General features: G+C 72.6%; 21 protein-coding genes. 13 read left to right on the forward strand and 8 right to left on the reverse strand.

All coding sequences use genetic code 11. The features are described 5' to 3' along the window. Window positions 1–47: 47 nt before the first annotated feature. Genes AB0F81_RS17820 through AB0F81_RS17840 form a run of 5 tightly spaced genes read left to right on the forward strand, consistent with a single transcriptional unit; the run spans window position 48 to window position 5,728 of the window. Window positions 48–1,277, forward strand: coding sequence for a hypothetical protein (locus AB0F81_RS17820; RefSeq protein WP_360198264.1), 1,230 nt, complete (start codon window positions 48–50; stop codon window positions 1,275–1,277). Further along, window positions 1,277–2,659, forward strand: coding sequence for a LuxR C-terminal-related transcriptional regulator (locus AB0F81_RS17825; protein ID WP_360198267.1), 1,383 nt, complete (start codon window positions 1,277–1,279; stop codon window positions 2,657–2,659). Before AB0F81_RS17820 ends, AB0F81_RS17825 begins: the two co-directional genes overlap by 1 nt. A gap of 52 nt (window positions 2,660–2,711) precedes the next feature. Then, the gene (locus AB0F81_RS17830; RefSeq protein ID WP_360198270.1) at window positions 2,712–4,001 is read left to right on the forward strand and encodes a hypothetical protein; all 1,290 of its coding nucleotides are present in this window, start codon (window positions 2,712–2,714) and stop codon (window positions 3,999–4,001) included. 35 nt (window positions 4,002–4,036) lie between these two features. Continuing rightward, window positions 4,037–4,558 carry a GNAT family N-acetyltransferase gene (locus AB0F81_RS17835; RefSeq protein WP_360198359.1) on the forward strand — a complete coding sequence of 174 codons (522 nt, stop codon included), beginning with the start codon at window positions 4,037–4,039 and terminating at the stop codon, window positions 4,556–4,558. A 39-nt stretch (window positions 4,559–4,597) separates the two neighbouring features. Beyond that, entirely contained in the window at window positions 4,598–5,728 is a 1,131-nt protein-coding gene (locus tag AB0F81_RS17840; RefSeq protein ID WP_360198273.1) for a helix-turn-helix transcriptional regulator, read from the forward strand. Here the strand turns inward: AB0F81_RS17840 and AB0F81_RS17845 are convergent, their stop codons facing one another. Next, window positions 5,729–6,160, reverse strand: a complete 432-nt coding sequence (locus AB0F81_RS17845) for a spore-associated protein A (protein ID WP_360198276.1) — start codon at window positions 6,158–6,160, stop codon at window positions 5,729–5,731. It lies immediately after the preceding gene. Window positions 6,161–6,333: 173 nt separating this feature from the next. On the opposite strand from AB0F81_RS17845, the gene AB0F81_RS17850 reads away from it, so the two are divergent. Both AB0F81_RS17850 and AB0F81_RS17855 read left to right on the forward strand, forming a co-directional pair. Beyond that, window positions 6,334–7,575 (forward strand): FAD-dependent monooxygenase, encoded by a 1,242-nt coding sequence (locus tag AB0F81_RS17850; RefSeq protein WP_360198279.1) that lies wholly within the window; start codon window positions 6,334–6,336, stop codon window positions 7,573–7,575. An 8-nt stretch (window positions 7,576–7,583) separates the two neighbouring features. Next, window positions 7,584–8,546 carry an ABC transporter substrate-binding protein gene (locus AB0F81_RS17855; protein ID WP_360198282.1) on the forward strand — a complete coding sequence of 321 codons (963 nt, stop codon included), beginning with the start codon at window positions 7,584–7,586 and terminating at the stop codon, window positions 8,544–8,546. On the opposite strand, the gene AB0F81_RS17860 is transcribed toward AB0F81_RS17855, so the two are convergent. The 3 genes from AB0F81_RS17860 to AB0F81_RS17870 form a co-directional block, all read right to left on the reverse strand. Further along, on the reverse strand, window positions 8,509–9,123 hold the full coding sequence (locus AB0F81_RS17860) for a methyltransferase domain-containing protein (protein ID WP_360198285.1): 615 nt from the start codon (window positions 9,121–9,123) through the stop codon (window positions 8,509–8,511). The genes AB0F81_RS17855 and AB0F81_RS17860 overlap by 38 nt on opposite strands. 122 nt (window positions 9,124–9,245) lie before the next feature. Beyond that, complete coding sequence (locus tag AB0F81_RS17865) at window positions 9,246–9,437, reverse strand: hypothetical protein (RefSeq protein WP_360198287.1); 192 nt, start codon at window positions 9,435–9,437, stop codon at window positions 9,246–9,248. Between the two features lie 32 nt (window positions 9,438–9,469). After that, window positions 9,470–10,501: a LacI family DNA-binding transcriptional regulator gene (locus AB0F81_RS17870; RefSeq protein ID WP_360198290.1), complete on the reverse strand. Its 1,032-nt coding sequence runs from the start codon at window positions 10,499–10,501 to the stop codon at window positions 9,470–9,472. A gap of 150 nt (window positions 10,502–10,651) precedes the next feature. Between AB0F81_RS17870 and AB0F81_RS17875 the strand changes: the two genes are divergently transcribed. After that, complete coding sequence (locus tag AB0F81_RS17875; RefSeq protein ID WP_360198293.1) at window positions 10,652–12,043, forward strand: DUF1996 domain-containing protein; 1,392 nt, start codon at window positions 10,652–10,654, stop codon at window positions 12,041–12,043. A 67-nt stretch (window positions 12,044–12,110) separates the two neighbouring features. Here AB0F81_RS17875 and AB0F81_RS17880 read toward each other — a convergent pair whose 3' ends face one another. Then, a complete protein-coding gene (locus AB0F81_RS17880) occupies window positions 12,111–12,662 on the reverse strand; it encodes a DUF305 domain-containing protein (RefSeq protein ID WP_360198296.1) in 552 nt (183 codons plus the stop codon). 124 nt (window positions 12,663–12,786) lie between these two features. Here AB0F81_RS17880 and AB0F81_RS17885 point away from each other — a divergent pair, with 124 nt between their 5' ends. The 4 genes from AB0F81_RS17885 (at window position 12,787) to AB0F81_RS17900 (ending at window position 18,904) form a co-directional block, all read left to right on the forward strand. After that, on the forward strand, window positions 12,787–13,956 hold the full coding sequence (locus AB0F81_RS17885) for a discoidin domain-containing protein (protein ID WP_360198299.1): 1,170 nt from the start codon (window positions 12,787–12,789) through the stop codon (window positions 13,954–13,956). Between the two features lie 19 nt (window positions 13,957–13,975). Beyond that, window positions 13,976–16,156, forward strand: a complete 2,181-nt coding sequence (locus AB0F81_RS17890) for a discoidin domain-containing protein (protein WP_360198302.1) — start codon at window positions 13,976–13,978, stop codon at window positions 16,154–16,156. A gap of 322 nt (window positions 16,157–16,478) precedes the next feature. After that, window positions 16,479–16,817, forward strand: a complete 339-nt coding sequence (locus tag AB0F81_RS17895) for a hypothetical protein (RefSeq protein WP_360198305.1) — start codon at window positions 16,479–16,481, stop codon at window positions 16,815–16,817. Further along, window positions 16,814–18,904, forward strand: coding sequence for a hypothetical protein (locus AB0F81_RS17900; protein ID WP_360198307.1), 2,091 nt, complete (start codon window positions 16,814–16,816; stop codon window positions 18,902–18,904). Before AB0F81_RS17895 ends, AB0F81_RS17900 begins: the two co-directional genes overlap by 4 nt. Here the strand turns inward: AB0F81_RS17900 and AB0F81_RS17905 are convergent. Continuing rightward, entirely contained in the window at window positions 18,901–19,800 is a 900-nt protein-coding gene (locus AB0F81_RS17905) for a LysR family transcriptional regulator (protein WP_360198310.1), read from the reverse strand. The two genes, AB0F81_RS17900 and AB0F81_RS17905, sit on opposite strands and share 4 nt — an antisense overlap. 85 nt (window positions 19,801–19,885) lie before the next feature. Between AB0F81_RS17905 and AB0F81_RS17910 the strand changes: the two genes are divergently transcribed. Continuing rightward, a complete protein-coding gene (locus AB0F81_RS17910) occupies window positions 19,886–20,743 on the forward strand; it encodes an NAD-dependent epimerase/dehydratase family protein (protein ID WP_360198313.1) in 858 nt (285 codons plus the stop codon). Here the strand turns inward: AB0F81_RS17910 and AB0F81_RS17915 are convergent. Both AB0F81_RS17915 and AB0F81_RS17920 read right to left on the reverse strand, forming a co-directional pair. Further along, on the reverse strand, window positions 20,728–21,660 hold the full coding sequence (locus AB0F81_RS17915; protein ID WP_360198316.1) for a phosphorothioated DNA-binding restriction endonuclease: 933 nt from the start codon (window positions 21,658–21,660) through the stop codon (window positions 20,728–20,730). The two genes, AB0F81_RS17910 and AB0F81_RS17915, sit on opposite strands and share 16 nt — an antisense overlap. Further along, the gene (locus AB0F81_RS17920) at window positions 21,657–22,247 is read right to left on the reverse strand and encodes a GrpB family protein (RefSeq protein ID WP_360198319.1); all 591 of its coding nucleotides are present in this window, start codon (window positions 22,245–22,247) and stop codon (window positions 21,657–21,659) included. Before AB0F81_RS17920 ends, AB0F81_RS17915 begins: the two co-directional genes overlap by 4 nt. Window positions 22,248–22,285: the final 38 nt, after the last annotated feature.

A 22,285-nucleotide genomic window follows, 5' to 3' on the forward strand; every position in this document is an offset into this window, starting at 1 on the left:
ACGTGCTTGGCTAGCGCCGAATCCTGGTTGGTGCGAGGTGGCGCTCCTTGTCCATGCCGTTGATCGAGGCCAAGACCGCACGCCCGCAGCCGATGCGCTCCCGGGTCGACCGGGAACGCCTCTTCGGCCTGCTCGACACCGGCCTGGGCACGCCGGTCACCCTGGTCTGCGCGGGGGCCGGCTGGGGCAAGACCGTGCTGGTCTCGGCGTGGGCGCAGACGCAGACCCGGCCGGTGGCCTGGCTCAGCCTGGACCGGCACGACAACGATCCGCAGATCTTCTGGGCGTACGTGATCGCCGCCCTGCGTGTGGCCGGCGCCGTGCCCGCCGGCAATCCGCTCGCGGAGCTGGGCTCGGTGCCGCCCGGCGAACGTGAGCGGGCCCGCCGCCTCGCCGACGGGCTGGGCCGGCTGCCGTACCCGAGCGTGCTGATCGTCGACGACTTCCAGGAGATCACCGACGGTCAGGTGCTGCACGAGATCGACGACCTGCTGCGCCACCCGCCGGCCGGGCTGCGCCTGGTCCTGATCAGCCGGTCGCGCCCGGCGCTCAACCTGCACCGGCTGCGAGCGGCCGGGCAGGTCACCGAGATCCGGTCGGCCGACCTCGCGTTCACCGCCGAGGAGGCGGCGGCACTGATCGACGGGCACGGGCCGCGTCCCGCCCCGGAGGACCTGGCCGCGCTGCTGGAACGTACCGAGGGGTGGGCGGTCGGGCTGAACCTCGGCGCCGGTTTCCTGGCGGCTCCGGACGGCGGGCGCCGGCTCGCCGACTTCGCCGGTGACCTGCGCGGCGTCGAGGAATACCTGATCAGCGAGGTTCTGGAGGGCCGGTCCCGGCGCCAGCGGCGGTTCCTGCTGCAGACCAGCATCTGCGAGCGGCTCTGCGCCGGCCTGGCCAGCGCGATCACCGCGCAGCCGGACAGCCAGCGCACCCTGGAGAGCCTGGAGAACGACAACGATTTCGTGGTCCGCCTCGGCGAGAGACCGCTCTGGTTCCGCTACCACCACCTGCTGCGTGAGGCGCTCGGGCACAACCTGATCCGGGAGACGCCGGCCGCGGTCGCCGAACTGCACCGGCGCGCCGCCCGCTGGTACGCGGCGAACAACGAGGTGATGGAGGCGCTGTCGCACGCCATCGCGGCGCGGGACTGGGCGTACGTCGGCCGGCTGGTGACCGGCAAGGCCGCGCCGCTGATCCTCTCCGCGCACCGCCGCTCGCTGGTGCGCGTCCTGCAGCAGGTGCCGGCTGACGAACTGACAGCACCCCGGAACTGATGATCTGCGCGGCCGTCCTGCTCTTCCACGCCGGCGACTACGACGCCATCCCGGCCCGTCTGCACCGCGCCCGCGAGCTGCTGCGCAGCCGGTCGGTCAACGGCGAGCACCGCCCGGTCGAGGTCATGGTGCTCACCCTGCAACTCGCCGTGGACCGGGCGGTCGGCGACATGCCGGCCGTTGCCGCCGGCGGCACCGAGCTGCTCGCCCTGCTCGCCGAGGGCGGTGCCGCCGAGGGCGCCCCGGCCGCCCAGCACCGCGCCATCGCCCTGAACAACCGGGGCGTCGCCCAGCTGTGGACCGGTCGCACCGAAGCGGCCGCCCGCGACCTGTGGGCAGCCGCGGGCGCCTCCCGGGCCGCCGGGCTGGAACTCGCCGAGATCAACGCCGCCGGTCATCTGGCCCTGCTGCAGGTCATGTGCGGATCCGTGCACGAGGCCGCGCACCTGGCCGGGCGGGCCCGTGACCTCGCCGACCGCGGCGGCTGGGCGACGACTCTGCAAGCGGTCGCCGCGTACCTGGCCCTCGCCCTGGTCCACCTGGACCGCCACGACCTGGTCGCGGCCGAGGAAGCCCTGCACGCCGGAGCACAGGCACACCGCAACGATCCGGAGGCCGCTCAGCGTCTGGTGCTGTCGGGGGTCCAGGCCCGCCTCGCCCTGGCACACGGTGACCCCGCACTGGCCCGGCACCACCTGCGCACCGCGCGCGAGGACCGCAACCCCCGGACCCGGGTGCCCACCCTGGACGGCTGGCTGTCGCTGCTCGACGACGAGACCGAGCTGGCCGCCGGCCATCCCGAACGGGTCGCGCACCGCGATCCCGGCACGGCCGGTGACCTGCCGCGACGCGTCGTCCAGGCCCGTGCCGCCCTGGCACTGCGCGACCTCCGCCTCGCCGAGCGGCTGCTCGCCCCGGAACCCACCGCACTGCCGCACACCGTCGCCACCGTCGAGGCCGGCATCCTCAACGCCCTGCTCGCCGACGCCCACGGGCAGGCCAGCCGGGCTGTGGACTTCCTCGGCGGCGCGGTCTCGCTGGCCGAGCGGGAGGGAATCCGGCGGCCGTTCCGGCACCAGGCCGGCGGCCGGCTGGAGGAACTGCTGCACCTGTGCGATCGCACTGCCTTCACCGATCAGCTCTTCGCGGACATTCGCGCCGCGCGCAGGTCACCGCACGACACCGGTGCCGGCGGGCTCAGCGACCGGGAGGCGGACGTGCTGCGGTTCCTGCCGACCAATCTCAGCGCCGGGCAGATCGCCGTCGAGCTGGGCATCTCGGTGAACACCGTGAAGGCCCACCTGCGATCGATCTACCGCAAGCTGGCCGCCTCCCGGCGCGGCGACGCCGTCGTCAAAGCCCGCGACCACGGTCTGCTCTGACCGGCGCGGAATTCGGTCGACGACCGCACGCCGGCCCGCGATACTCGCGGCCATGCTGCCGCTGCTCTGGCTGTCCGGCACGTCCGCCGCCGGCAAGTCGACCGTGGCCTGGGAGCTGTTCACCCGGCTCACCGCGGCCGGGGTGGACGCCGGTTTCGTCGACATCGACCAGCTCGGCATGTGTTACGGGCCGCCGGCGCCGGGGCACTGGGCGCCGGAACCGGCCGGCGACCACGGCCGGCACCTGCTGCAGGCCCGCACCCTCGACGCGCTCGCCGTCAACTTCCGCGCGGCGGGCGTCTGCTGCCTGCTCGTCTCCGGCGTCACCGATCCGGCGCGCGGCGTGGAGACCGCCCTCGTCCCGCACGCGGCGGTGACCAGTTGCCTGCTGCACGCCGACGAGGCCGACCTGGCCCGGCGGCTGGCGGCCCGCAACCATCCGGGCGACGATCTGGCGAACTCGGTCGCGCACGCCGCCACCCTGAAGCGAACCTTCCCGGACGCGCTGTGGGTGGACACCACCGGCCTGACCGTCGCCGAGGTGGCCGACCGGGTGCTGGCCCGCACCGGCTGGCCGCCGCCCGCCCCTGCAGCGGAGCCGCCGGTCACGGCCGCGGAGCCGCCGGGTCCACCGCTGTCGGCACCGACCGCGGAGCCGCCGGGCCTGTCCGCAGAGCCGCCGGGCCTGTCCGCGGAACTGCCGGAGCCGCCGGCCCTTGCCGCGGAACCGCCGGGAAGCCGGCTGCCGGCGACGCCCGGCGACGTCCTGTGGGTCTGCGGTCCGGCCGCGATCGGCAAGTCGACCATCGGCTGGCAGGTCTACCACCAGCTGCGGCTCGCCGGGGTGAACGCCGCCTTCGTGGACCTCGACCAGATCGGGTTCCGCCGCCCGGCCCACGACACCGACCCCGGCAACCACCGGCTCAAGGCCGCCAACCTCGCCGCGGTCTGGCGTTCCTTCCGCGACGCCGGGGCGGACTGCCTGGTCGCCGTCGGCCCGCTCGACCGGCCGCGGGACCTCGCGACCTACCGGGCGGCCCTGCCCGCCACCACGCTCACCCTGTGCCGCCTCACCGCGAGCCCGCAGACGCTGGCCGAGCGCGCCGCCCGCCGTGGCCGTGGTGAGACCCCGGCGGCCCTGGCCGGCGACGAGCTGACCGGCCGCCCGGCCGCCCACCTGGCCGAGGTCGCGGCCCGTTCCGCGGAGAACCTGCGGGCCCTGGCCGGCCTCGGCGGCCTGGAGGTCGGCACCGACGGCCGGCCCGCCGCCGACATCGCCGCGGAGATCATTGCGAAAAATCGGTACCCGCCGGGCGGCGGATGCGGCACCCTCGCACCGTGATCGAGCGACCAGTTGACGACAACCGCGGCCCACGGGTGCGCATCGTGCACCTGAGCGGACCGGTGTTCCGGGCGCTCGCCGACGGTGACCTCGCCGCGGCGAACGCGATGAGCCCGGTGCCGGCCTCCGCCTATCTCGCCGGGCCGGAATGCCGGGCGGTGTGGCAGATGCGCGGCCGCCAGTGGGACGAGGACCCGGCCAGCGCCGCCTGGGTGACCGGGATCATCTGGGACGAGGAGCGGGGCCTGGCGGTGGGCCGGGCCGGGTTTCACGAGCCGCCGGACGCCACCGGGCTGGTCGAGATCGGCTACGCGGTGGATCCGGAGCAGCGGCGGCGCGGCTACGCCCGCGCCGCCCTCGAAGCCCTGCTGGCTCGCGCGGCCGACGACGATCAGGTCTCTCGGGTACGGGTGAGCATCCGCCCCGACAACGAGCCCTCCTACCGGCTCGCCGCACAGTACGGGTTCCGCAAGGTCGGCGAGCAATGGGACGAGGAGGACGGCCTGGAGTACTGCTACGAGAGACCGGCCGTCCACATCGGAGATACAGCCACGTAGGATCTCCCGGTTTGTACCGCTCCGGCGGAGGGGGAGAGGATGGCCCGCCAGGAACGCCCGATCGACCCGGCCGCGGGACCGGTCGAGTCACTCGCCTACGACCTGCGCAAGCTGCGGGCCGAGGCGGGCAGCCCGACCTACCGGGCGATGGCCCGCCGGACCGGGTACAGCGCGTCCACCCTGTCCGAGGCGGCGAGCGGCACCCGGCGGCCGTCACTGGACGTGCTCCTGGCGTACGTCGGCGCCCTGAACGGTGACCAGGAGGCCTGGCGCAACCGGTGGCAGGAGCTCGACCCCGTGCCGGAGCCGGTCTCCGGCACTCTCGTTTCCGGCGCCGAACCGATCTCCGGCGCCGAACCGATCTCCGGCAGTGAGCCGCCGCAGGCGGGCGAGCCGGCCGTGCCGGCGGCGCGGCCGGTCGGCCGTCGCCTTGCCACGGTGGCCGGGCTGATCCTCGCTCTGACCGCGGCCGGCGTCGCATGGGGAACCCGGTCGAACGAGCCGGAGGCGAAGCGGAAGCCGCCCGCCGCGCCCGGCTGCCCGGCTGTCGCGGACGGCGCCGCGTTCACCGCGACCACCTACGGCAGCGGGGCGAAGGTCCGGCGGGGCCCGGCCCGCGTGGAACCCGAGCTCTACACGATCCCGCCCGGCTGCACGGTCGGCCTGACCGGCTTCTGCCTCGGCGAGCCGATCTTCGACGCCACCGCCGGCACCCCGGACGTGCGCTGGTTCCAGGTGGCCGGCGGCGGCGTGCTCGCGTCGGCGATCGTGCACGGCAACCCGCCGGCCGGCGCCGGTGCCACCCGCTGCGCCGGCGACCGGCCCGCACCCAGCGCGATCACCCTGGACGTCGCCGCGCGGGGCGACCAGGTGACGCTGAACGCGGCCGGACCGGGCGTCGAGGTGGTCGGCTACGCCGCCTACCATCCCGACCCGGCCGCCCCGGACGGCCCGCCGGTCTGGCATCAGATCGCCCTGACCAGCCGTGGCGCCGCCGTGTCCTGGCGGCGGCCGGCCGGGACGGCGCCCGTGCTCGCCGCCGTCGCCTGCCTGGGCGGGGAGAGCCCGACCGCCGTCGCCGACCTGCGCACCCTGGACGGCCGGGCGGCCTCGACAGCGCCGCGAAGCACCGCCGCCGAGACCGCCTGCCTGTACCCGGTGGCCAAGTGATCAGCCGCAGTGCTCCCACGGGCTGTTGTAGTAGTACGTCTTGCTGCCGACCGTGGCGAAGCCACCCCACTGGATGCACTCGTTCGGCGCGTAGAGGTAGACCGGGCCGGCGTAGTACGTGAACTTGCCGTAGTCCTCGGCCGCCCCGGCGTCCTTCTGGCCCATCAGGTAGACGTCGGTCAGCGTCGGCGTGCCCAGGTTGGCCTGCTTCAGCGTGACCGCGCAGTTCTTGCCGTTGCTGCTGTTGTAGAGCAGGTACATGTAGTACTCGCCCTCACTGACCTGCTTGTCGATCACGGTGTAGCCCGAGCCGCAGATCGCCGACGCCGAGTACGGGTTGACGTCGGCGGCGACCGCCGCGCTCGGCCCGGCGACGACCGTCGTGACACCGGCGGCAAGCGCCGCCGCAGCGGCACCGATCTTCGTCTTCAAAACGTGTGTCTCCTTCGTCCGGAGCGCCGCCCTCCGTCAGTGCGCGGCGCTCGACCGAGAGTGTTTCTATCCGCGGAATTGATTGATCGAGACGCCCTGACCAGCAAATCAATCAACGGCCGGCTGTCCAGAATCCGGTAGCGCGGCGACCGGCGTCGATGAATGATCGGGCCATGGGGGACGAGCAGCGGTCGGTCGCGGTGATCGGTGGCGGCATCGGCGGGCTCACCGCCGGCCTCTGCCTGCTGCGGGCCGGCTTCGACGTGCACATCTACGAGCAGGCGGCCCGGCTCTCCGAGGTCGGCGCCGGCGTGCAGGTCAGCCCGAACGCGTCACGGGTGCTGCACGGGCTCGGTCTGGCCGGGGCGCTCGCCGCGACCGGCGTCAAACCGCTCGCCTGGCACCAGCGCCGCTGGGACGACGGCCGCACGCTGCTGCGCGCGCCGCTCGCCGAGGCGCTGGAGGCGACGTACGGGTTTCCGCACTACCAGATGCACCGCGCCGACCTGCTCGCCGCGCTCGCCGCCGCGATGCCCGCGGAGCGGGTGCACACCGGGCACCGGCTGACCGGGTTCACCGACCACGGCTCGTCCGTGCGGGTGCGGTTCGCCGGCGGTCACCGCGTCACGGCGGACGTGCTGGTCGGCGCGGACGGCATCCACTCCACCGTGCGGCAGGGGCTGTTCGGCGCCGACACGGCCCGGTTCACCGGCTGCGTGGCGTACCGGGCGGTGGTGCCCGCCGACCGGCTGAAACACCTGGACCTGGAGGTGACCGCGCAGATCTGGCTCGGGCCCGGGCAGCACTTCGTGCACTACTTCATCAGCGGCCAGCGGATGGTCAACTACGTCGCGGTGATCGAGCAGGACCGGTGGACCCGGGAGTCCTGGACCGACCACGGCGAGATCAGGGACGCGCTCGCCGCCTACCAGGGCTGGCATCCGCAGGTCCGGGAGATCATCGGGGCCGCCGACGAGACGTACGTGTGGGCGCTGTTCGACCGTCCGCCGATGCCGCGCTGGTCGTCCGGGCGGGTCACCCTGCTCGGCGACGCTGCCCACGCGATGCTGCCGTTCATGGCCCAGGGCGCCGCGCAGGCCGTCGAGGACGGCGCCACCCTCGCCGCCTGCCTGCGCGAGGACGCCGCCGTGCCGGACGCGCTGCTGCGCTACGAGCGGCTGCGCCTGCCCCGCACCGCCCGGCTGCAGGAGATGTCGGCGGGCAACAAGACCCGCTTCCACCTGCCGGACGGGCCCGCCCAGCGCGAGCGTGACCGGCAGTTGACAGCCGGCTCGCAGGCCTGGTCGTTCAACGCGCTCGGCTGGGTTTACGAGCATGATGCGAGCCTGCTGAACGAGGGCGGCGAAGATCCACATATGTCGATAAGATCGACCGCGAAAGGCCGGCCGACATAGGAGTCCCGATGCGACGACGTCCTGTTCTCGCGGCTCTCGCCGCGCTGCTTCTCACGGTCACCGCGTGCGGTGACGGCGGCGACGATCCCGAGCCGGCGGCCTCCGGCGAGCTGGACAAGGTGAACGTCGGGGTCATCGCGATCGTCGACGTCGCCCCGATCTACCTCGGCCAAGCCAAGGGCCTGTTCGCCGAGAAGGGCATCGACCTGACCCTGACCACCGCCCAGGGCGGCGCGGCCATCGTGCCGGCCGTGCTCAGCGGGCAGTTCCAGTTCGGCTTCAGCAACAGCATCTCGCTGCTGATCGCCCAGACCCAGAAGGTGCCGATCAAGGTCGTCGCCAACGGCAACAACTCGACCGGCGAGGACGGCAAGGACTTCGGCGCCCTCTACGTGAAGGCGGACAGCCCGATCAAGTCGCCGAAGGACCTGGCCGGCAAGACGGTCGCGGCCAACACGCTGAAGAACATCGTCGAGACCAGCGTCAAGGCGTCGGTGAAGAAGGACGGTGGCGACGCCACCGCGGTCAAGTTCACCGAGCTGGCCTTCCCCGACCAGGTGCCCGCGCTGGAGGCCGGCCGGGTCGACGCCATCTTCGTGGTCGAGCCGTTCCAGCAGACGGCGATCGCGGCCGGCGCCCGCCGGATCGCCTCGCCCTACGTCGACGTCGCGCCCGACCTCACCGTCGCGATGTACTTCACCTCGCAGAAACTGCTCGCCGAGGACGCCGATCTGGCCGCCCGCTTCACCGAGGCGATCAAGGCCTCGCTGGCCTATGCGGACGGCCACCCGGAAGAGGTGCGGGAGGTGCTCGCCACCTACACCAAGATCCCGCCGGAGACGCGGGACAAGCTGATCCTGCCCCGCTGGCCGGCCGACATCAACACGGCGTCCGTGCAGACCCTCGCCGACCTGGCCGTGGCCGACGGCCTGGTCAAGGAGAAGCCGGACGTGGCGGCGCTGCTGCCCTGAGCAGGAAGCCGCGCAGGCTCAACGGCTCGCCGTCCACCTGGGCGACCACCTCGGTCTCCTCGATCCGGGCACCGGTCCAGGCCGGCTCGGCGAAAGCGTCCCGCAGGTACTGCTCGGTGACGGTCCAGCCCTCGCCCGCGGCGGCGCTGACGGCCAGCACGATCAGGTGCGCGCCCGGCGCGGCCAGGGCGGGCAGCTGGGCGAGGTAGGTGTCGGCGCCGCCGTGCCGGTGCAGGTTGTGCAGAAGCCCGCAGTCGACGATCGTGTCGAAACCGGCCGGCGGCAGTGACAGGCGGGTGGCGTCCTGCACCTGGAAGTCGACGCTCAGCCCGGCGGCGGCGGCCCGGGCCTGTGCGGTCTCGATGGCGACCGGGGAGATGTCCACCGCGGTCACCTGGAAACCCCGCCGGGCCAGGGCGAGCGCGAGGTCACCGGTGCCGCAGCCGGCGTCGAGCACCCGCGGCCCCCGGATCCCGTCGTCGAGGACCGCGGCGAGAGCCGGCTGCGGACCGCCGATCTCCCACGGCGGCCGGGAGCCGGCGGCGCGATAGAGATCGTCGTAATCCGGTGTGGTCACCGCAGCCTCCCGAGATCGCTGCGGGGCCGGGCGAGGCCGTTGCTTGGGGCGTAGGACCCCGCCCGGCTCCCTCCATGCTGGCGGGCGCGGCTCTCGATTCGCTCTCGAACCGCTGTTCCACCCTAGGCTTCGGTGTCGTCCCTGTCGTGGTCGGGACGGTTGGCCCGGGTGGCGTTGACGCCGGCGTTGCTGCTGCCGTGGGCGGGGACGTCGCCGCGGGGCGGTTCGTCGGTGACGAACGTACCGGTCTCCTCGAGGTCGTCGACGTGCTGGTCGGTGCTGCTGCCGAGGTTGTCCTGTTCGGGGTTGGCCATATCGACGTATTACCCCACCGGGGGCGGGTGATTCAGGCGCTCTGGCGCACCACCAGCGTCGGCTCGTAGATGACCGAGGCGACCCGGGCGCCCGGATCGTCGACCCGGGCCAGCAGCAGCCGGGCGGCCTCGGCGGCCATGTCCTCCAGCGGGTGCCGCACGGTGGTCAGCGCCGGGCGGGCGGCGACCGCGGCGCTGCTGTCGTCGAACCCGACGACCGCCACGTCCTGCGGCACCCGGCGGCCGGCGTCGCGCAGCGCGAGCAGCGCGCCGAGCGCCATCAGGTCGTTGGCGGCGAACACCCCGTCCAGGTGGGGCTGCTCGGCCAGCAGGTCGCGCATCGCCTGCTCACCGCTGTCCCTGGTGAAGTTGCCGACCCGCTGCGGCACCCAGGCGTGCCCGTGTCGGGCCAGCGCCCGGCGGAAGCCGGAGTCACGGTCGACGCTGGCCGGGACCTCGACCGGCCCGGAGATCATGCCGATCTGCCGGCAGCCGTGCTCGACCAGCCGGTCGGCGGCGAGCGCGGCGCCGGCCTCGTTCGCCAGGTCGACATAGCTGATCGGCACCGGCTCGGCCGGGCGGCCGATCAGCACCGCCGGGATGCGGGCGGCGACGAGCATGCCGGGCAGCGGGTCGTGCGCCGGCAGCGACAGCACCACGGCGCCGTCGGCCTGGCCGTTGCGCAGATCGCCGACCAGGCGCTTGTGGCCGTCGGCGCCGACCATCCGCAGCGCCAGCTGTACACCGAGCGGGCGCAGCACGCTCATCAGGCCGCCGACCACCCGGCCGAAATAGGGGTCGGAGAAGAACCGGCTCATGAACGGGTCGTCGTCGTGCGTCTCGGAGTCGGAGACGACCAGCGCGACCGTGCCGGTGCGCCGGGTGACCAGCGAACGGGCCAGCAGGTTCGGCACGTAACCGGTCTGGTCGACGGCGCTCCACACCTGCTCGTGCAGTTGCGGGTCGACGTTGCGGATCCCGTTGATGACACGCGACACCGTCGAGCGCGAGACGCCTGCCACGCGCGCCACGTCTTCGAGCGTGGGCAGCCGCTCACTCTGCATGCCGACGTTTATAGCACGGAGAGCGCTTGCCCAGAGGCCCCGGACAGCCGCGTTCCGGAACCTCAGAACATTGACGTACGTGACGAAGCACACCAACACTGGAAAGCGCTCTCCAAGCGTGTCCCGTCCTCACCCCCAGTGGAGATCCCCATGCGAAAACGGATCCTGGCGCCGGTGTGCGCCGTGGTGCTCGCCGGCGCGCTGCTCTTCGTCGGCAACCCGTCCGCGCAAGCCGCGGACACCCTGCTCTCGCAGGGCCGCCCGGCCCTCGCCTCGTCCCTGGAGAACGGCGAGTCGCCCGCCATCGCGGCCTTCGACGGCCGCTCCGACACCCGCTGGGGCAGCCAGTGGGCCGACCCGCAGTGGCTGCGCGTCGACCTCGGCGCCACCGCGACCATCAGCCAGGTGGTGCTGGACTGGGAGGCGGCGTACGCGCGGGCCTTCCAGATCCAGACCTCGCCGGACGGCAACGCCTGGACCACCGTCTACAGCACCACGGCCGGCACCGGCGGCCGGCAGAGCCTCACCGTCAACGGCAGCGGCCGCTTCGTGCGGATGTACGGCACCCAGCGGGCCACCGGCTACGGCTACTCGCTCTTCGAGTTCCAGGTCTACGGCACCTCGTCGGCCACCCCGCAGCCGACCGACGGGCCGGGATACGTCTACGCCAACCCGCCGGTCACCGGCGTCGTCCCGTCCACCGCGACGCCGCCCGCGCAGAACCCGCCGGTCACCCACCGTGAGTTCCAGGCGAACTGCTCGGTGAGCCGGACCAACCTCAACGACGACCCGATCGTCTTCCCCAACCTGCCCGGCGCCTCGCACTCGCACACGTTCATGGGCAACCGCACCACCAACGCCAACTCCACCCTGGCGTCGCTGCAGGCGGGCGGGACCAGCTGCATCACGCCCGGCGACAAGACCGGTTACTGGATGCCGACGCTGCTCAACGGCAACACCGCGGTGCAGCCGGACGGGCCGCAGGTCATCTACTACAAGAGCGGTGTCATCGACTACCGCAGCGTGCGGCCGTTCCCGCCGGGCCTGCGCTATGTGGTCGGCAGCCCGACCGCGACGCTCGACGAGTTCCGCTACGCGCCGGGCGCGGTCGAGGGCTTCGAGTGCGGCAACAGCGCCTTCAACTGGGACATCCCGGCGAACTGCCCGGCCGGCACCCAGCTCAACGTCCGCTACCAGGCGCCGAGCTGCTGGAACGGCATCCACCTCGACTCGCCGGACCACAAGAGCCACATGTCGTACCCGGTCAACGGGGTCTGCCCGGCCTCGCACCCGGTGGCCGTGCCGATGATCGAGTTCAAGATGGCGTGGCCGGTCAGCGGGGACATGTCGCAGGTCCGGTTCTCCAGCGGGCGCGGGTACTCGTTCCACTACGACGTCTACAACGTCTGGGACCCGCCGACGCTGGCCGCGCTGGTGCGGCACTGCATCAACGGTGGGCTGCAGTGCAACCCGCGCGGCTTCGACCAGTACAAGCCGGAGCGCGGCGCCGCCCTCAACGAGAACTACGAACTGCCCCGGTAACCCGGCGCTGTGGGAGTTGGGCGCGGCGCGCTCAACTCCCACACGGACGGATTTGACGGCAACCCGATTACAGTTTTTTCAGAAACAATTCGCGGTTCGCGGAAATGCGTTCCGCGAGGGCCACCGTGCGCGGTTCGGTGCCGGCTTTTTGCTCGCTGTCGGCGAGTTGGCGGCTCTGCCGCAGGTGTGCCCGGAGGCACTCGCGCAGGATCGCGTCGAAGGCCGGCCCCTGATTGGCGGCGGCCTCGGTGACCTGCTCGGGGGTGACCATTCCCGGCATCGGCATGCCCTTGTGCGGGTTCTCCGACGGCAGGCCGGCCTCGGTGTGCAGCGTCCGCAGGGTCGCCAGTTCCTCGTCGATCACGGCTCTGACCTGCGTCGCCAGCTCCCGGACGGCCGGGTCGTCGCTGTTCGCGGCGGTCAGGGCGAGCAGCGGGATCAGCTCCTCGTCCATCGCGATGTTGATCTCGATCCAGGAGCGGTCGGTGCCGCCGAACGCCGCATCGAGGGTGGCGGACGCGGCCGGAGCGGGGGAGGGCGCCGTCGCCGCGGGTGTGCCGCATCCGGCCAGGGTGACCATCGCGGCGCAGGCGAGAAGAAGCCGGGGATTCGCGAACACCCGCGCAGTCTCCGGTTCCGGAACCACCGATGTCAATGCTGTCTATTGACGCCCGGCAACATGGGCGAAACAATCGCCCTCGCTTGGAGAGCGCTTTCCAACCCCTTTTCCCTTGGGCGTGATCATGAGTAAGAGAAGTATCGCCGCGGTCCTCGCGGTGCTGCTCGGCCTCGCCGGCGTGGCCGTGACGACCGCCGCCAGCGCCGCCGACACCCTGCTGTCCCAGGGCAAGCCCGCCCTCGCCTCCTCCCAGGAGGGCGCGGACGTCAGCGCGGACAAGGCCTTCGACGGGGACGCCGGCACCCGGTGGTCCAGCCAGTTCGCCGACCCGCAGTGGATCCGCGTCGACCTGGGCGCCACCGCGAGCATCAGCCGGGTGGTGCTGCAGTGGGAGGGCGCGTTCGGTAAGGCGTACCAGATCCAGACCTCGACGGACGCCGCCACCTGGACCACCGTGCACACCCAGAGCAATGGTGCCGGAGGCACCGAGACGATCGACGTCACCGCGAGTGGCCGCTACGTGCGGCTGCTCGGCACCGCCCGCGGCAGCGGCTACGGGTACTCGCTCTACGAGTTCAAGGTCTACGGCGGGTCCACGCCGACGGCCGGCTGCACCGAGAACGCGGCACAGGGCCGGCCGGCCACTGCCTCCTCGTCCGAGGGCGCCGACGTCGGGCCGGAGAAGGCGTTCGACGGCAACGCGGCCACCCGCTGGTCCAGCCAGTTCGCCGACCCGCAGTGGATCCGCGTCGACCTCGGCGCCAGCCGCAGCATCTGCCGCGTCACCCTGCAGTGGGAGGGCGCGTTCGGTAAGGCGTACCAGATCCAGACCTCGGCGGACGGCGCCACCTGGACCACCGTGCACACCCAGAGCAATGGTGCCGGAGGCACCGAGACGATCGACCTGAGCGCGACCGGCCGCTACGTGCGCCTCAACGGCACCGCCCGGGGTTCCGGCTACGGCTACTCGCTGTGGGAGTTCCAGGTGCTCACCGGCGGCGGGCCGACGACGGAGCCGGACGAGTTCAGCACGATCTGGACCGACACCTTCGACGGGCCGGCGAACACCTCACCGAGCGCGGCGAACTGGATCCGGCGCACCGGCACCCAGTACCCGGGCGGCGCGGCCAACTGGGGCACCGGCTCGGTGGAGACCGCCAGCGACTCGACCGCCAACGTCTCCCTCGACGGCACCCGGCAAGCTCACCATCAAAGCGATCCGCGACGGCGCCGGGAAGTGGACCTCCGGGCGCATCGAGACCCAGCGCACCGACTTCGCCCCGCAGCGCGGTGAGCTGCTCAAGTTCAGCGCCGTGCTCAAGCAGCCGGACGTCGCCAACGGCCTCGGCTACTGGCCCGGCTTCCGCGCCACCGGCGCCGCCTACCGCGGCAACTACACCAACTGGCCGGGCGTCGGCGAGACCGACATCATGACCGGCGTCAACGGCCGCAGCGAGCTGTCCCAGACGCTGCACTGCGGCACCGCGCCCGGCGGGCCGTGCAACGAGTACGACGGCCGCTCCTCCGGCTTCGCGTCCTGCGCCGGCTGCCAGACCGGCTACCACGAGTACACCCAGATCATCGACCGGACCAGGACCGACGAGGAGATCCGCTTCTACCTCGACGGCCGGCAGACCTGGGTGGTCCGCCAGTCACAGGTCGGCGTCGCCGCCTGGCAGGCCGCCGTGCACCACGGCTTCTACCTGCGCTTCGACCTGGCCATCGGCGGCTCCCTGCCGAACGCGATCGCCGGCCACACCACGCCGACCGCCGAGACCACCTCGGGCGGCGTGCTGAGCATCGACTCGGTGACCGTGTCCCGGGCGACCGGCGCCACGGCGCCGGCCATGACCGACCCGCCCGTCCCCGCCGGGCCGAGCGTCGTCAAGGTCACCGGTACGCAGGGCAACTGGCAGCTCACCGTCAACGGCGCCCCGTGGGAGGTCAAGGGCATGACCTACGGCCCGCCGCAGGGCGCCGCCGACGGATACCTGCGAGACCTGAAGAACATGGGCGTCAACACCATCCGCATCTGGGGCCCGGACGCCAGCACCCCGCTGCTGCTCGACACCGCCGCCCGGCACGGCATCAAGGTGGTCGTCGGACTGTGGCTCAACCACGGCGCCGACTACGTCAACGACACCGCCTACAAGACCGCGGTCAAGGCCGAGATCGTCGCCAAGGTCAACGAGCTGAAGGGCCGCTCCGGCGTGCTGCTCTGGGACGTCGGCAACGAGGTCATCCTGGAGATGCAGAACTACGGGCTCTCCGCCGAGGTGGTCGAGGCGCGGCGGGTGGCCTACGCCAAGTTCGTCAACGAGGTCGCCGAGGCGATCCACGGAGCCGACCCCCACCACCCGGTCACCTCGACCGACGCCTACACGCACGCCTGGACCTACTACAAGCCGCACGCGCCGGCGCTCGACCTGCTCGCGGTCAACTCCTACGGGGCGATCGACACCGTCAAACGGGACTGGATCGCCGGCGGCTACACCAAGCCGTACATCCTCACCGAGGGTGGGCCGGCCGGTGAGTGGGAGGTGCCCAACGACGTCAACGGGGTGCCGAACGAGCCCACCGACCTGCAGAAGCGGGCCGGATACACGTACAGCTGGAACGCCATCAAGGGAGATCCCGGGGTCGCGCTCGGCGCCACCGAGTTCCACTACGGGATCGAGAACGACTTCGGCGGCGTCTGGCTCAACACCACCACCGGCGGCTGGCGGCGCCTCGGATATCACGCGATGCGGCAGGCCTACACCGGGCAGGCCGCGCCGAACACGCCGCCGGAGATCACCGCGATGACGGTGGGCAACCAGACCGCCGTGCCGGCGGGCGGCACCTTCACGGTGTCCACCACCGCCACCGACCCGCAGGGCGACCTGATCCGGTATCACCTGATGGCCAGCGACAAGCACATCACCGGCAACCGAGGTCTGCGCCATCTGAGTTTCACTCAGACCGGCAACGGCCAGTTCACCGTACGGGCCCCGGAAGCGCTCGGGGTCTGGAAGGTGTACGTGTACGCCTACGACGGGCACGGCAACGTGGGCATCGAGCAGCGCTCGTTCAAGGTCGTCCCGCCGACCGTGCCCGGCACCAACCTGGCCCGCGGCAGGACCGTCACCGCCTCGTCGCACCAGCCGACCGGCACCAACGGGCCGCAGCTGCCGTCGTACGCGGTGGACGGCGACTACGGTACCCGGTGGGCCAGCGAATGGGTGGACACCGCCTGGCTGCAGGTGGACCTCGGCTCGGTGCAGTCGTTCAACCACGTGCAGCTCGCGTGGGAGGCGGCGTACGCGACCGCGTACACCGTGCAGACCTCGTCCGACGGGTCGAACTGGACCACGGTGTACACCACCGCCTCCGGTGACGGCGGCTTCGACCAGCTGAACGTCTCCGGAACCGGCCGATACGTGCGGGTCAACGGCACCAGCCGCGCCACGACGTACGGCTACTCGCTGCACGAGTTCGGCGTCTACCGCAGCTGACGAGGCCCGCGTGGCGCCCCCGGAGTGGGGCCGGGGGCGCCACGCGAACTCACGGCCGGTCCAACCGGTAGATGTAGGTGTAGTTCCCCGGGTCGCTGCCCTGCGCGTCGACGGCGAGCTGCGCATCCATGCCCGCATAGTGCCAGCGTCACTCGACCGGGGCCTCTATCGAGGGAATCTTCCCTGCGGCGGGCTATCGCGGTGCAGGTCAGAGCGGGGTCGAGGGTGGCCTGGCCGTTCGTCGGGGGTTGCCGCCGGAAAGGGGCGGGCCAGAATTGCCCTGCTCCGGCCGAGCCTTTCACACCTTCGGCGAAAGCAGACCATGTCCACTCACCAGTTCCAGAACGTCGCCTCCGGCAACGCCCAGGTGGGCGTGCAGATCGGCCAGAACACGGGAAGCGTCACGGTCGGCCGGCCCGCTGCCGCCGGCGCCGAGCTCGACCGGCTGCTCGACGCGATCCGGCAGGCCCACCAGCGTGGGGAGCTCGACGCGGACACCCTGAGCGAGGCGGAACACGAGATCAGCGTCGCGCGTGCCGCACCCGATCCGGGACGGGCCGCCCGGGCGCTGCGGCGCCTCGGCGGCATGCTCGACGGGGTCGCCGGGCTCGGGGCGCTCGCCGGGGCGGTGGCCGCCGCGGTCGAGAGTCTCGGCTCGTGAGCGGGCCGGATCCGGCGGGCTGGCACAACCAGGCGGACGGCAACGCCACCGTCGGGGTGCAGGCCGCCTACGTGCACGGCGACGTCAACTACTTCCAGGCCCCGCCGAACGCGACGCCCGAGCAGAAACTGCTGGTGGGGGTCCGATATCTGGAGAGCGGGGCACCCGGTGAGGCCCGCCGGCGGTTCCGGGCGCTGGCCGCCGAGGACGGGGTCAGCTCAGCCGAACTCGCCTACTACTGGGTGCTGTCGGTGCTCAGCGGGCGGCCGTTGAGCGGGCTCGGCGGCGGCGACCGCGACGAGCTGGAGGAGGCGTTCGGCATGGCCGAGCGCCACCCCAGCGGGCGGTGGTGGCGGTGCGTGGACACCATCCGGGCACTGGTGAACGCGATGATCTACGTGGGGCCGGACGGGCTGCCGGTGATGGACGCGCTGGAAGCGGCACTGCACGCCTACGAGTCGCTGCCCGACGTCGACCGCTACGACATCGAACGGCACCTGAGCCTCACCCTCTCCGGAGTCGTGCAGGACCACATCGAGAGACTGAACGCGGCCCACGTACGGGACATGCGACCGCGACCGGACCGGCTGGCCCGCGTACCGAAATTCTTCGAACCCGATCCGGCGGAGCCGGTCGCGAAGGCCGCCCGGCCGGCGCCGGCGGAGTCGACCGTGCTGCCGCTGGCCGGCGGTGGCCTGCTCACCGCGGCCGGGATCGCGCTGCTGGTGCAGGCCGCGGCCGCGACCAACGTGGCCGCCGGTGTCGTGGTGCTGCTCCTGGTGGCCGGCGGCGGCTACGCGGTGGTCCGGCACGGCCTGGAACGGGCCTTCCTGCGCGGGCGGCAGGCGGCCAAGGAGGCCGAGTACACCGGCGGAACCCGCGCCGCGTTCCAGGGGCCGGGCGGCAACTCGCTGCGCGGCGACTTCGCCGCATCGGTCACCGAGGCGATCGACGCGGCCTTCGCCGGGCACCAGCCGCGCGAACAGCAGCTGCGCGAGTCGTTCTGGCGCGACACCATGGGCCTGCGCACGGCCCTGCGCGACGACCTCATCGACCTCTACGGGGTACGCGGGATCCGCCCGGACGCGGTGCGCTGGCTCGTCCACCACCACGCCGACGACATCTCCTGCCGGTGGCGCGACGGCACCCTCGACGACTTCCGCCGCTACCGTCCGGCCGCCCTGCCGCCGGCGTTCCTCGGCGGGATCGCCGCGCTGGCCGGCGCGGTCGCGGTGGTGCTGCTCGCGATGAGCGCGATGACCCTGTGCGCCCTCGTGGTCGCCGGGCCGCTGCTGTGGTTCGGCGCGCGCCTGGCGCATCGCGGCGGCATCGCGCTGTACGGCGAACGCAAACGCCTCGCCCTCGACACCGACGAGTTCCAGCAGCGGTGGGCCGCCGAGTGCGCCGCGCACCAGCGCTGGGTGGAGTGGCTGGCGGACCGGCCGAGCGACGTCGAGATGGGCCGCTGGCTCAGCCTGGACCTGGCGTTCTGGAAGCGTGAGGTGATGGGCGACTACCGGCTCACCAACCGGGACATCCTCGCCCACCTGGCCCTCACCGAAGCCGCCCCGCGCAGCCGCAGCGCCCGCTACGTCGGCGGCCCGTTCCGGCACTCGGCATACGTCGTCGTGCTGTTCCTGCTCACCGAGGGCGGGGTACGGCAGGTGCAGGCCCGCCTGGACTTCGCGACCGGATCCTTCTCCGGGGAGCGGCGTACCACGTTCCGCTACGACGCGATCGGCTCGGTGCAGGTCACCGAGGTGGGCCGGCGCTACGTCGACGCCCGCTCCCAGGTGCAGAAGATCGTGACCCGGCAGGCGTTCCGGCTCTCCCTGGTCAACGGGCAGGCCTTCGACGTGCTGCTCGACGACTTCGCCGAGGAGTCGATCGACCGGATGCTGGAGGACCCGGAACAGCTCGCCCGGCTGGCGTCCGACGCGGCCGGGGTGACCAGCGCGCTGCGGATCCTCGAGGCGGTCGCCGCCGACGGCCGCGACTGGATCGCGCTGGAACAGCAGCGCCTGCACCGCCGCCGGCCCCGCCAGCGGACCGCCGCGCCGGCCGTCTATCCGCCGCTGCCCGGCTAGTACTCCCCGGTGGCGTCGGTGTGCGCCGGGACCAGCGCCAAAAACGCCTGCAGGGCCCGGCTCGGCGGGATCGCCGACGGGCGGGCCAGCGCGAGGGTCCACGGCGTCGCGGGCGGGTCCAGCTCGACACCGACGACCCGGGCGCCCGCCTCGGCCCGCAGCGGCGGCACCACGGCGACGCCGAGACCCGCCTCCACATAGCGCGGGATCGTGGTGAGGTCGGTGGCCTCGACGACGACCGTGCGGGTCAGGCCGGCCCGGCGGAAGTCGTGGTCGGTGCGCACCCGGTTGCAGTAACCGGCGGGCAGGTCGATGAACGGCTCGTCGGCGAGCGCGCCCGGATCGGTGGTCTTCTCGCCGGCCAGCGGGTGGTCCTCGGCCACCAGCAGCCGCGGCTGGAACGTGGCGATCGGCGTGAGGTCGACGCCGTCGACGGTGAGCGTGTCGACGCCGACGAACGCGACGTCGAGCCGGTGCGAGCGCAGCTTGTCGAGCAGGCCGGAGCTGCCCTCGGCGGCGATGGTCATGTGCAGCCGCACGCCGGGATGCCGCTTGCGGAAGCCGCCGACCAGGCTGGGCAGGTCGACCACGGCGAGACCGGCCAGGGTGCCGACGCGCAGGTTGCCGCGCAGGCCCAGGCCGGCACTCTCGACCGCGGCGCGGGCGGCGTCGAGCGACTCCAGGGCGGTCTTCGCCTCCGGCAGCAGCGCCCGGCCGGCGGCGGTCAGCGTGACGTGGCTGGTGCTGCGGTCGAACAGCGGGGTGCCGAGGTCACGCTCCAGGGCGCGGATGCTCGCCGAGACCGTGGACTGCACGGCGTGGGTGCGCCGGGCGGCGCGGGTGAAGTTGAGCTCCTCGGCGACGGCGATGAAGAACTCCAGCTGGCGTTGCTCCATGCCCGGCACTATATCGCCCTGGGCGATCGATCTTATGAACAGCATTCGTTGGACACGATTGGCCGTCGGCGGAAGGCTGTTCGACATGAACATCCTCCTGACCGGTGCGACCGGTTACATCGGATCCGCTGTCCACTCCGCCCTCGTCACCGCCGGGCACACGGTCACCGCGCTGGTGCGTACGCCCGCGGCCGCCGACCGCATCGCCGGCGCCGTCGTCGGTGACATGCGCGACGCCGGGCTCGTCCGGCAGCTCGCCGAGAAGAGCGACGCCGTGGTGCACGCCGCCAGCCCGGGCGACGCGAGCAGCGCGGCCGCCGAGAACGAGTTCGCCGACGCGGTCCTGGCCGGGCTCGACGGCACGTTCCTCCGCACCGGTGGGGTGTGGGTGCACGGGCCCGGCTCGGCGATCACCGAGGAGACGCCACACGCGGCGCCGCCGCTCGTGGCGTGGCGCACCGAGGTCGACCGGCGGGTGCTGAATGCGCGGGGGATCAGGGCGGTGCTCATCGAGCCGGGCGTGGTGTACGGGCACGGTGGCGGCATCCCGCGGCTGGTGACCGGGGCGGCGCGGGTGGCGGAAGGGCTGACGCTGATCGGGGACGGCAGCCAGCACTGGGCGACGGTGCACGTGGACGACCTCGCGCAGCTCTACCTGGCGGCGCTGGAGCGCGGCGGGCACGGTGAGACGTATCTCGGGGTGAGCGGGGACAACCCGACGACGCGGGAGCTGGGTGTGGCGGCCGCGCAGCGCCTCGGGCTGGAGGGGCGGGTCGTGCCGGAGGACCCGGCGGCGACGGTGGAGCGGCTGGGGGAGTTCGGGCGCGCGCTGCTGATGGACCAGCAGGCCAGCGGCGCCAAGGCCCGGCGGGCGCTGGGGTGGGAGCCGGCCCACCGGTCCCTGCTGGAGGAGATCGCCGCCGGCGGCTACGACCCGGCCTGAGCCAGCGGCCTCCCCTTGAAGACCTGGGTACGGTGCCAAGCGAGGTGGCGCTCGGCAGGAAAGGTCAGGCCCGGCCGACCGTGCACCGGCCGGCCGTGCAGGTCGTAGACCGCCTTGCCGGCCGGTGTTCGCGCCGAGTAGGACTCGGACACGTGGATCGTCCGGTCGGTGCCGAGGCCGAGCACACCGCGGTCGAACAGCTTGTGGTGCAGGCCGCAGAGGGCGATCCCGTTGTCCAGCTCGTCCGGGCCACCCAGGTTGAACCAGCGGACGTGCGCGGCCTCGACACCGACGGTGGCGCCGAGCAGTTGGCCGTCGAAGCCGCAGAACGCGCATTGCCGGTCCCACTCCTGCAGGATCCGCCGCCGCCAGGCAGCGTCCCGCTGCCGGTCCGCCAGACCTGACGGATCCGGCAGCGCGTCGCGCGCATGCAGCACGATGTCCGGGTCCAGACCGACAGCCATCAGTACGTCGGGAGCGACCGTGTCGGAGAAGTGGCTGGTGACCAGGGCCCGCGCCGCGGAGGCGACGAGTCCGGGCTCGGCGGTCAGCACCCGCTCGACGTCAGGCGCGAACCGGCCGGTCACCCGCTGTGCCGTCAGCGGCCCGATCGCGTCCATCGGGGTGTCCTGGTCGAGGACCCAGATCCGGTCGGAGCGCAGCCGCGTGAACGGGTAGGCGGCGCTCTGCGTGGTGCTCGTGGTCGATGCGGGCCCGAACTCGTCGATCAGCGCGCCGAGTCGGGTTCGTGCCTCGTGCCACGGCAGGTCGCTGGATCCGGTGCCGGCAAGGCGGCCCAGCGCGAGCAGCACCAGCAGCGGTTTGTGGGGTGAACGCCGCCCGTCGCGCTGATGCTGCCGCAGGGTCGCGAGCCGTGCCAGCACCGCGTCGCGATCATTCCGCCGGTCTGTCGTCACGCACTGAAGATACGGGTGAAGATTTCGTCGATGACCTCGTTCTTGGCGAGGCTGTAGTCGCCGGGCCGGTCGGTCGTCTCCGCCGACAGGCGGCGCTTCGTCGACGCGTACCGCTCGAGGTCGTCGGGGTGCGTGCGCAACCAGTCGCGGAACAGGAGGTGCCGGACCGGTTCCGGCGCGCCCGGCGGCCAGACGTGCAGGTTGACGTCCTCGGCGGCGCTGACCAGCATCCGGTGGCCGTACCACCACGGCTCCCGCAGGATCAGCCGGTAGCCGAGCGTCGCCAGCGCGGGCACGTAGGCCGCCTCGTCGGCGTTGTCCTTCAGGGTCAGGTCGATGTCGATCACCGGCTTGGCGGCCAGGCCGGGCACCGAGGTGGAGCCGACGTGCTCGACGCTCACCACGGCCTCGCCGAGGAGTTCACGGAGCGCGGCCGCGGCGGTGGTGAAACGGTCCGCCCACCGGGGGTCGTACTCCTCGATGACGATCGACTCCCAGCTCGCCGGGCGCTCACCCACCAGGGCGGCGGCCATCTGGTCGGGGGTGCCGTGGAAACGCTGCGTGATCTCGGGCGGGTACTCGGCCAACGTCGGATCCTTCCGTGCGGAGCAAAGTCCGCCAGACT

The organism is Actinoplanes sp. NPDC024001 (assembly GCF_040638955.1).
In the GTDB taxonomy this organism is placed as follows: domain Bacteria; phylum Actinomycetota; class Actinomycetes; order Mycobacteriales; family Micromonosporaceae; genus Actinoplanes.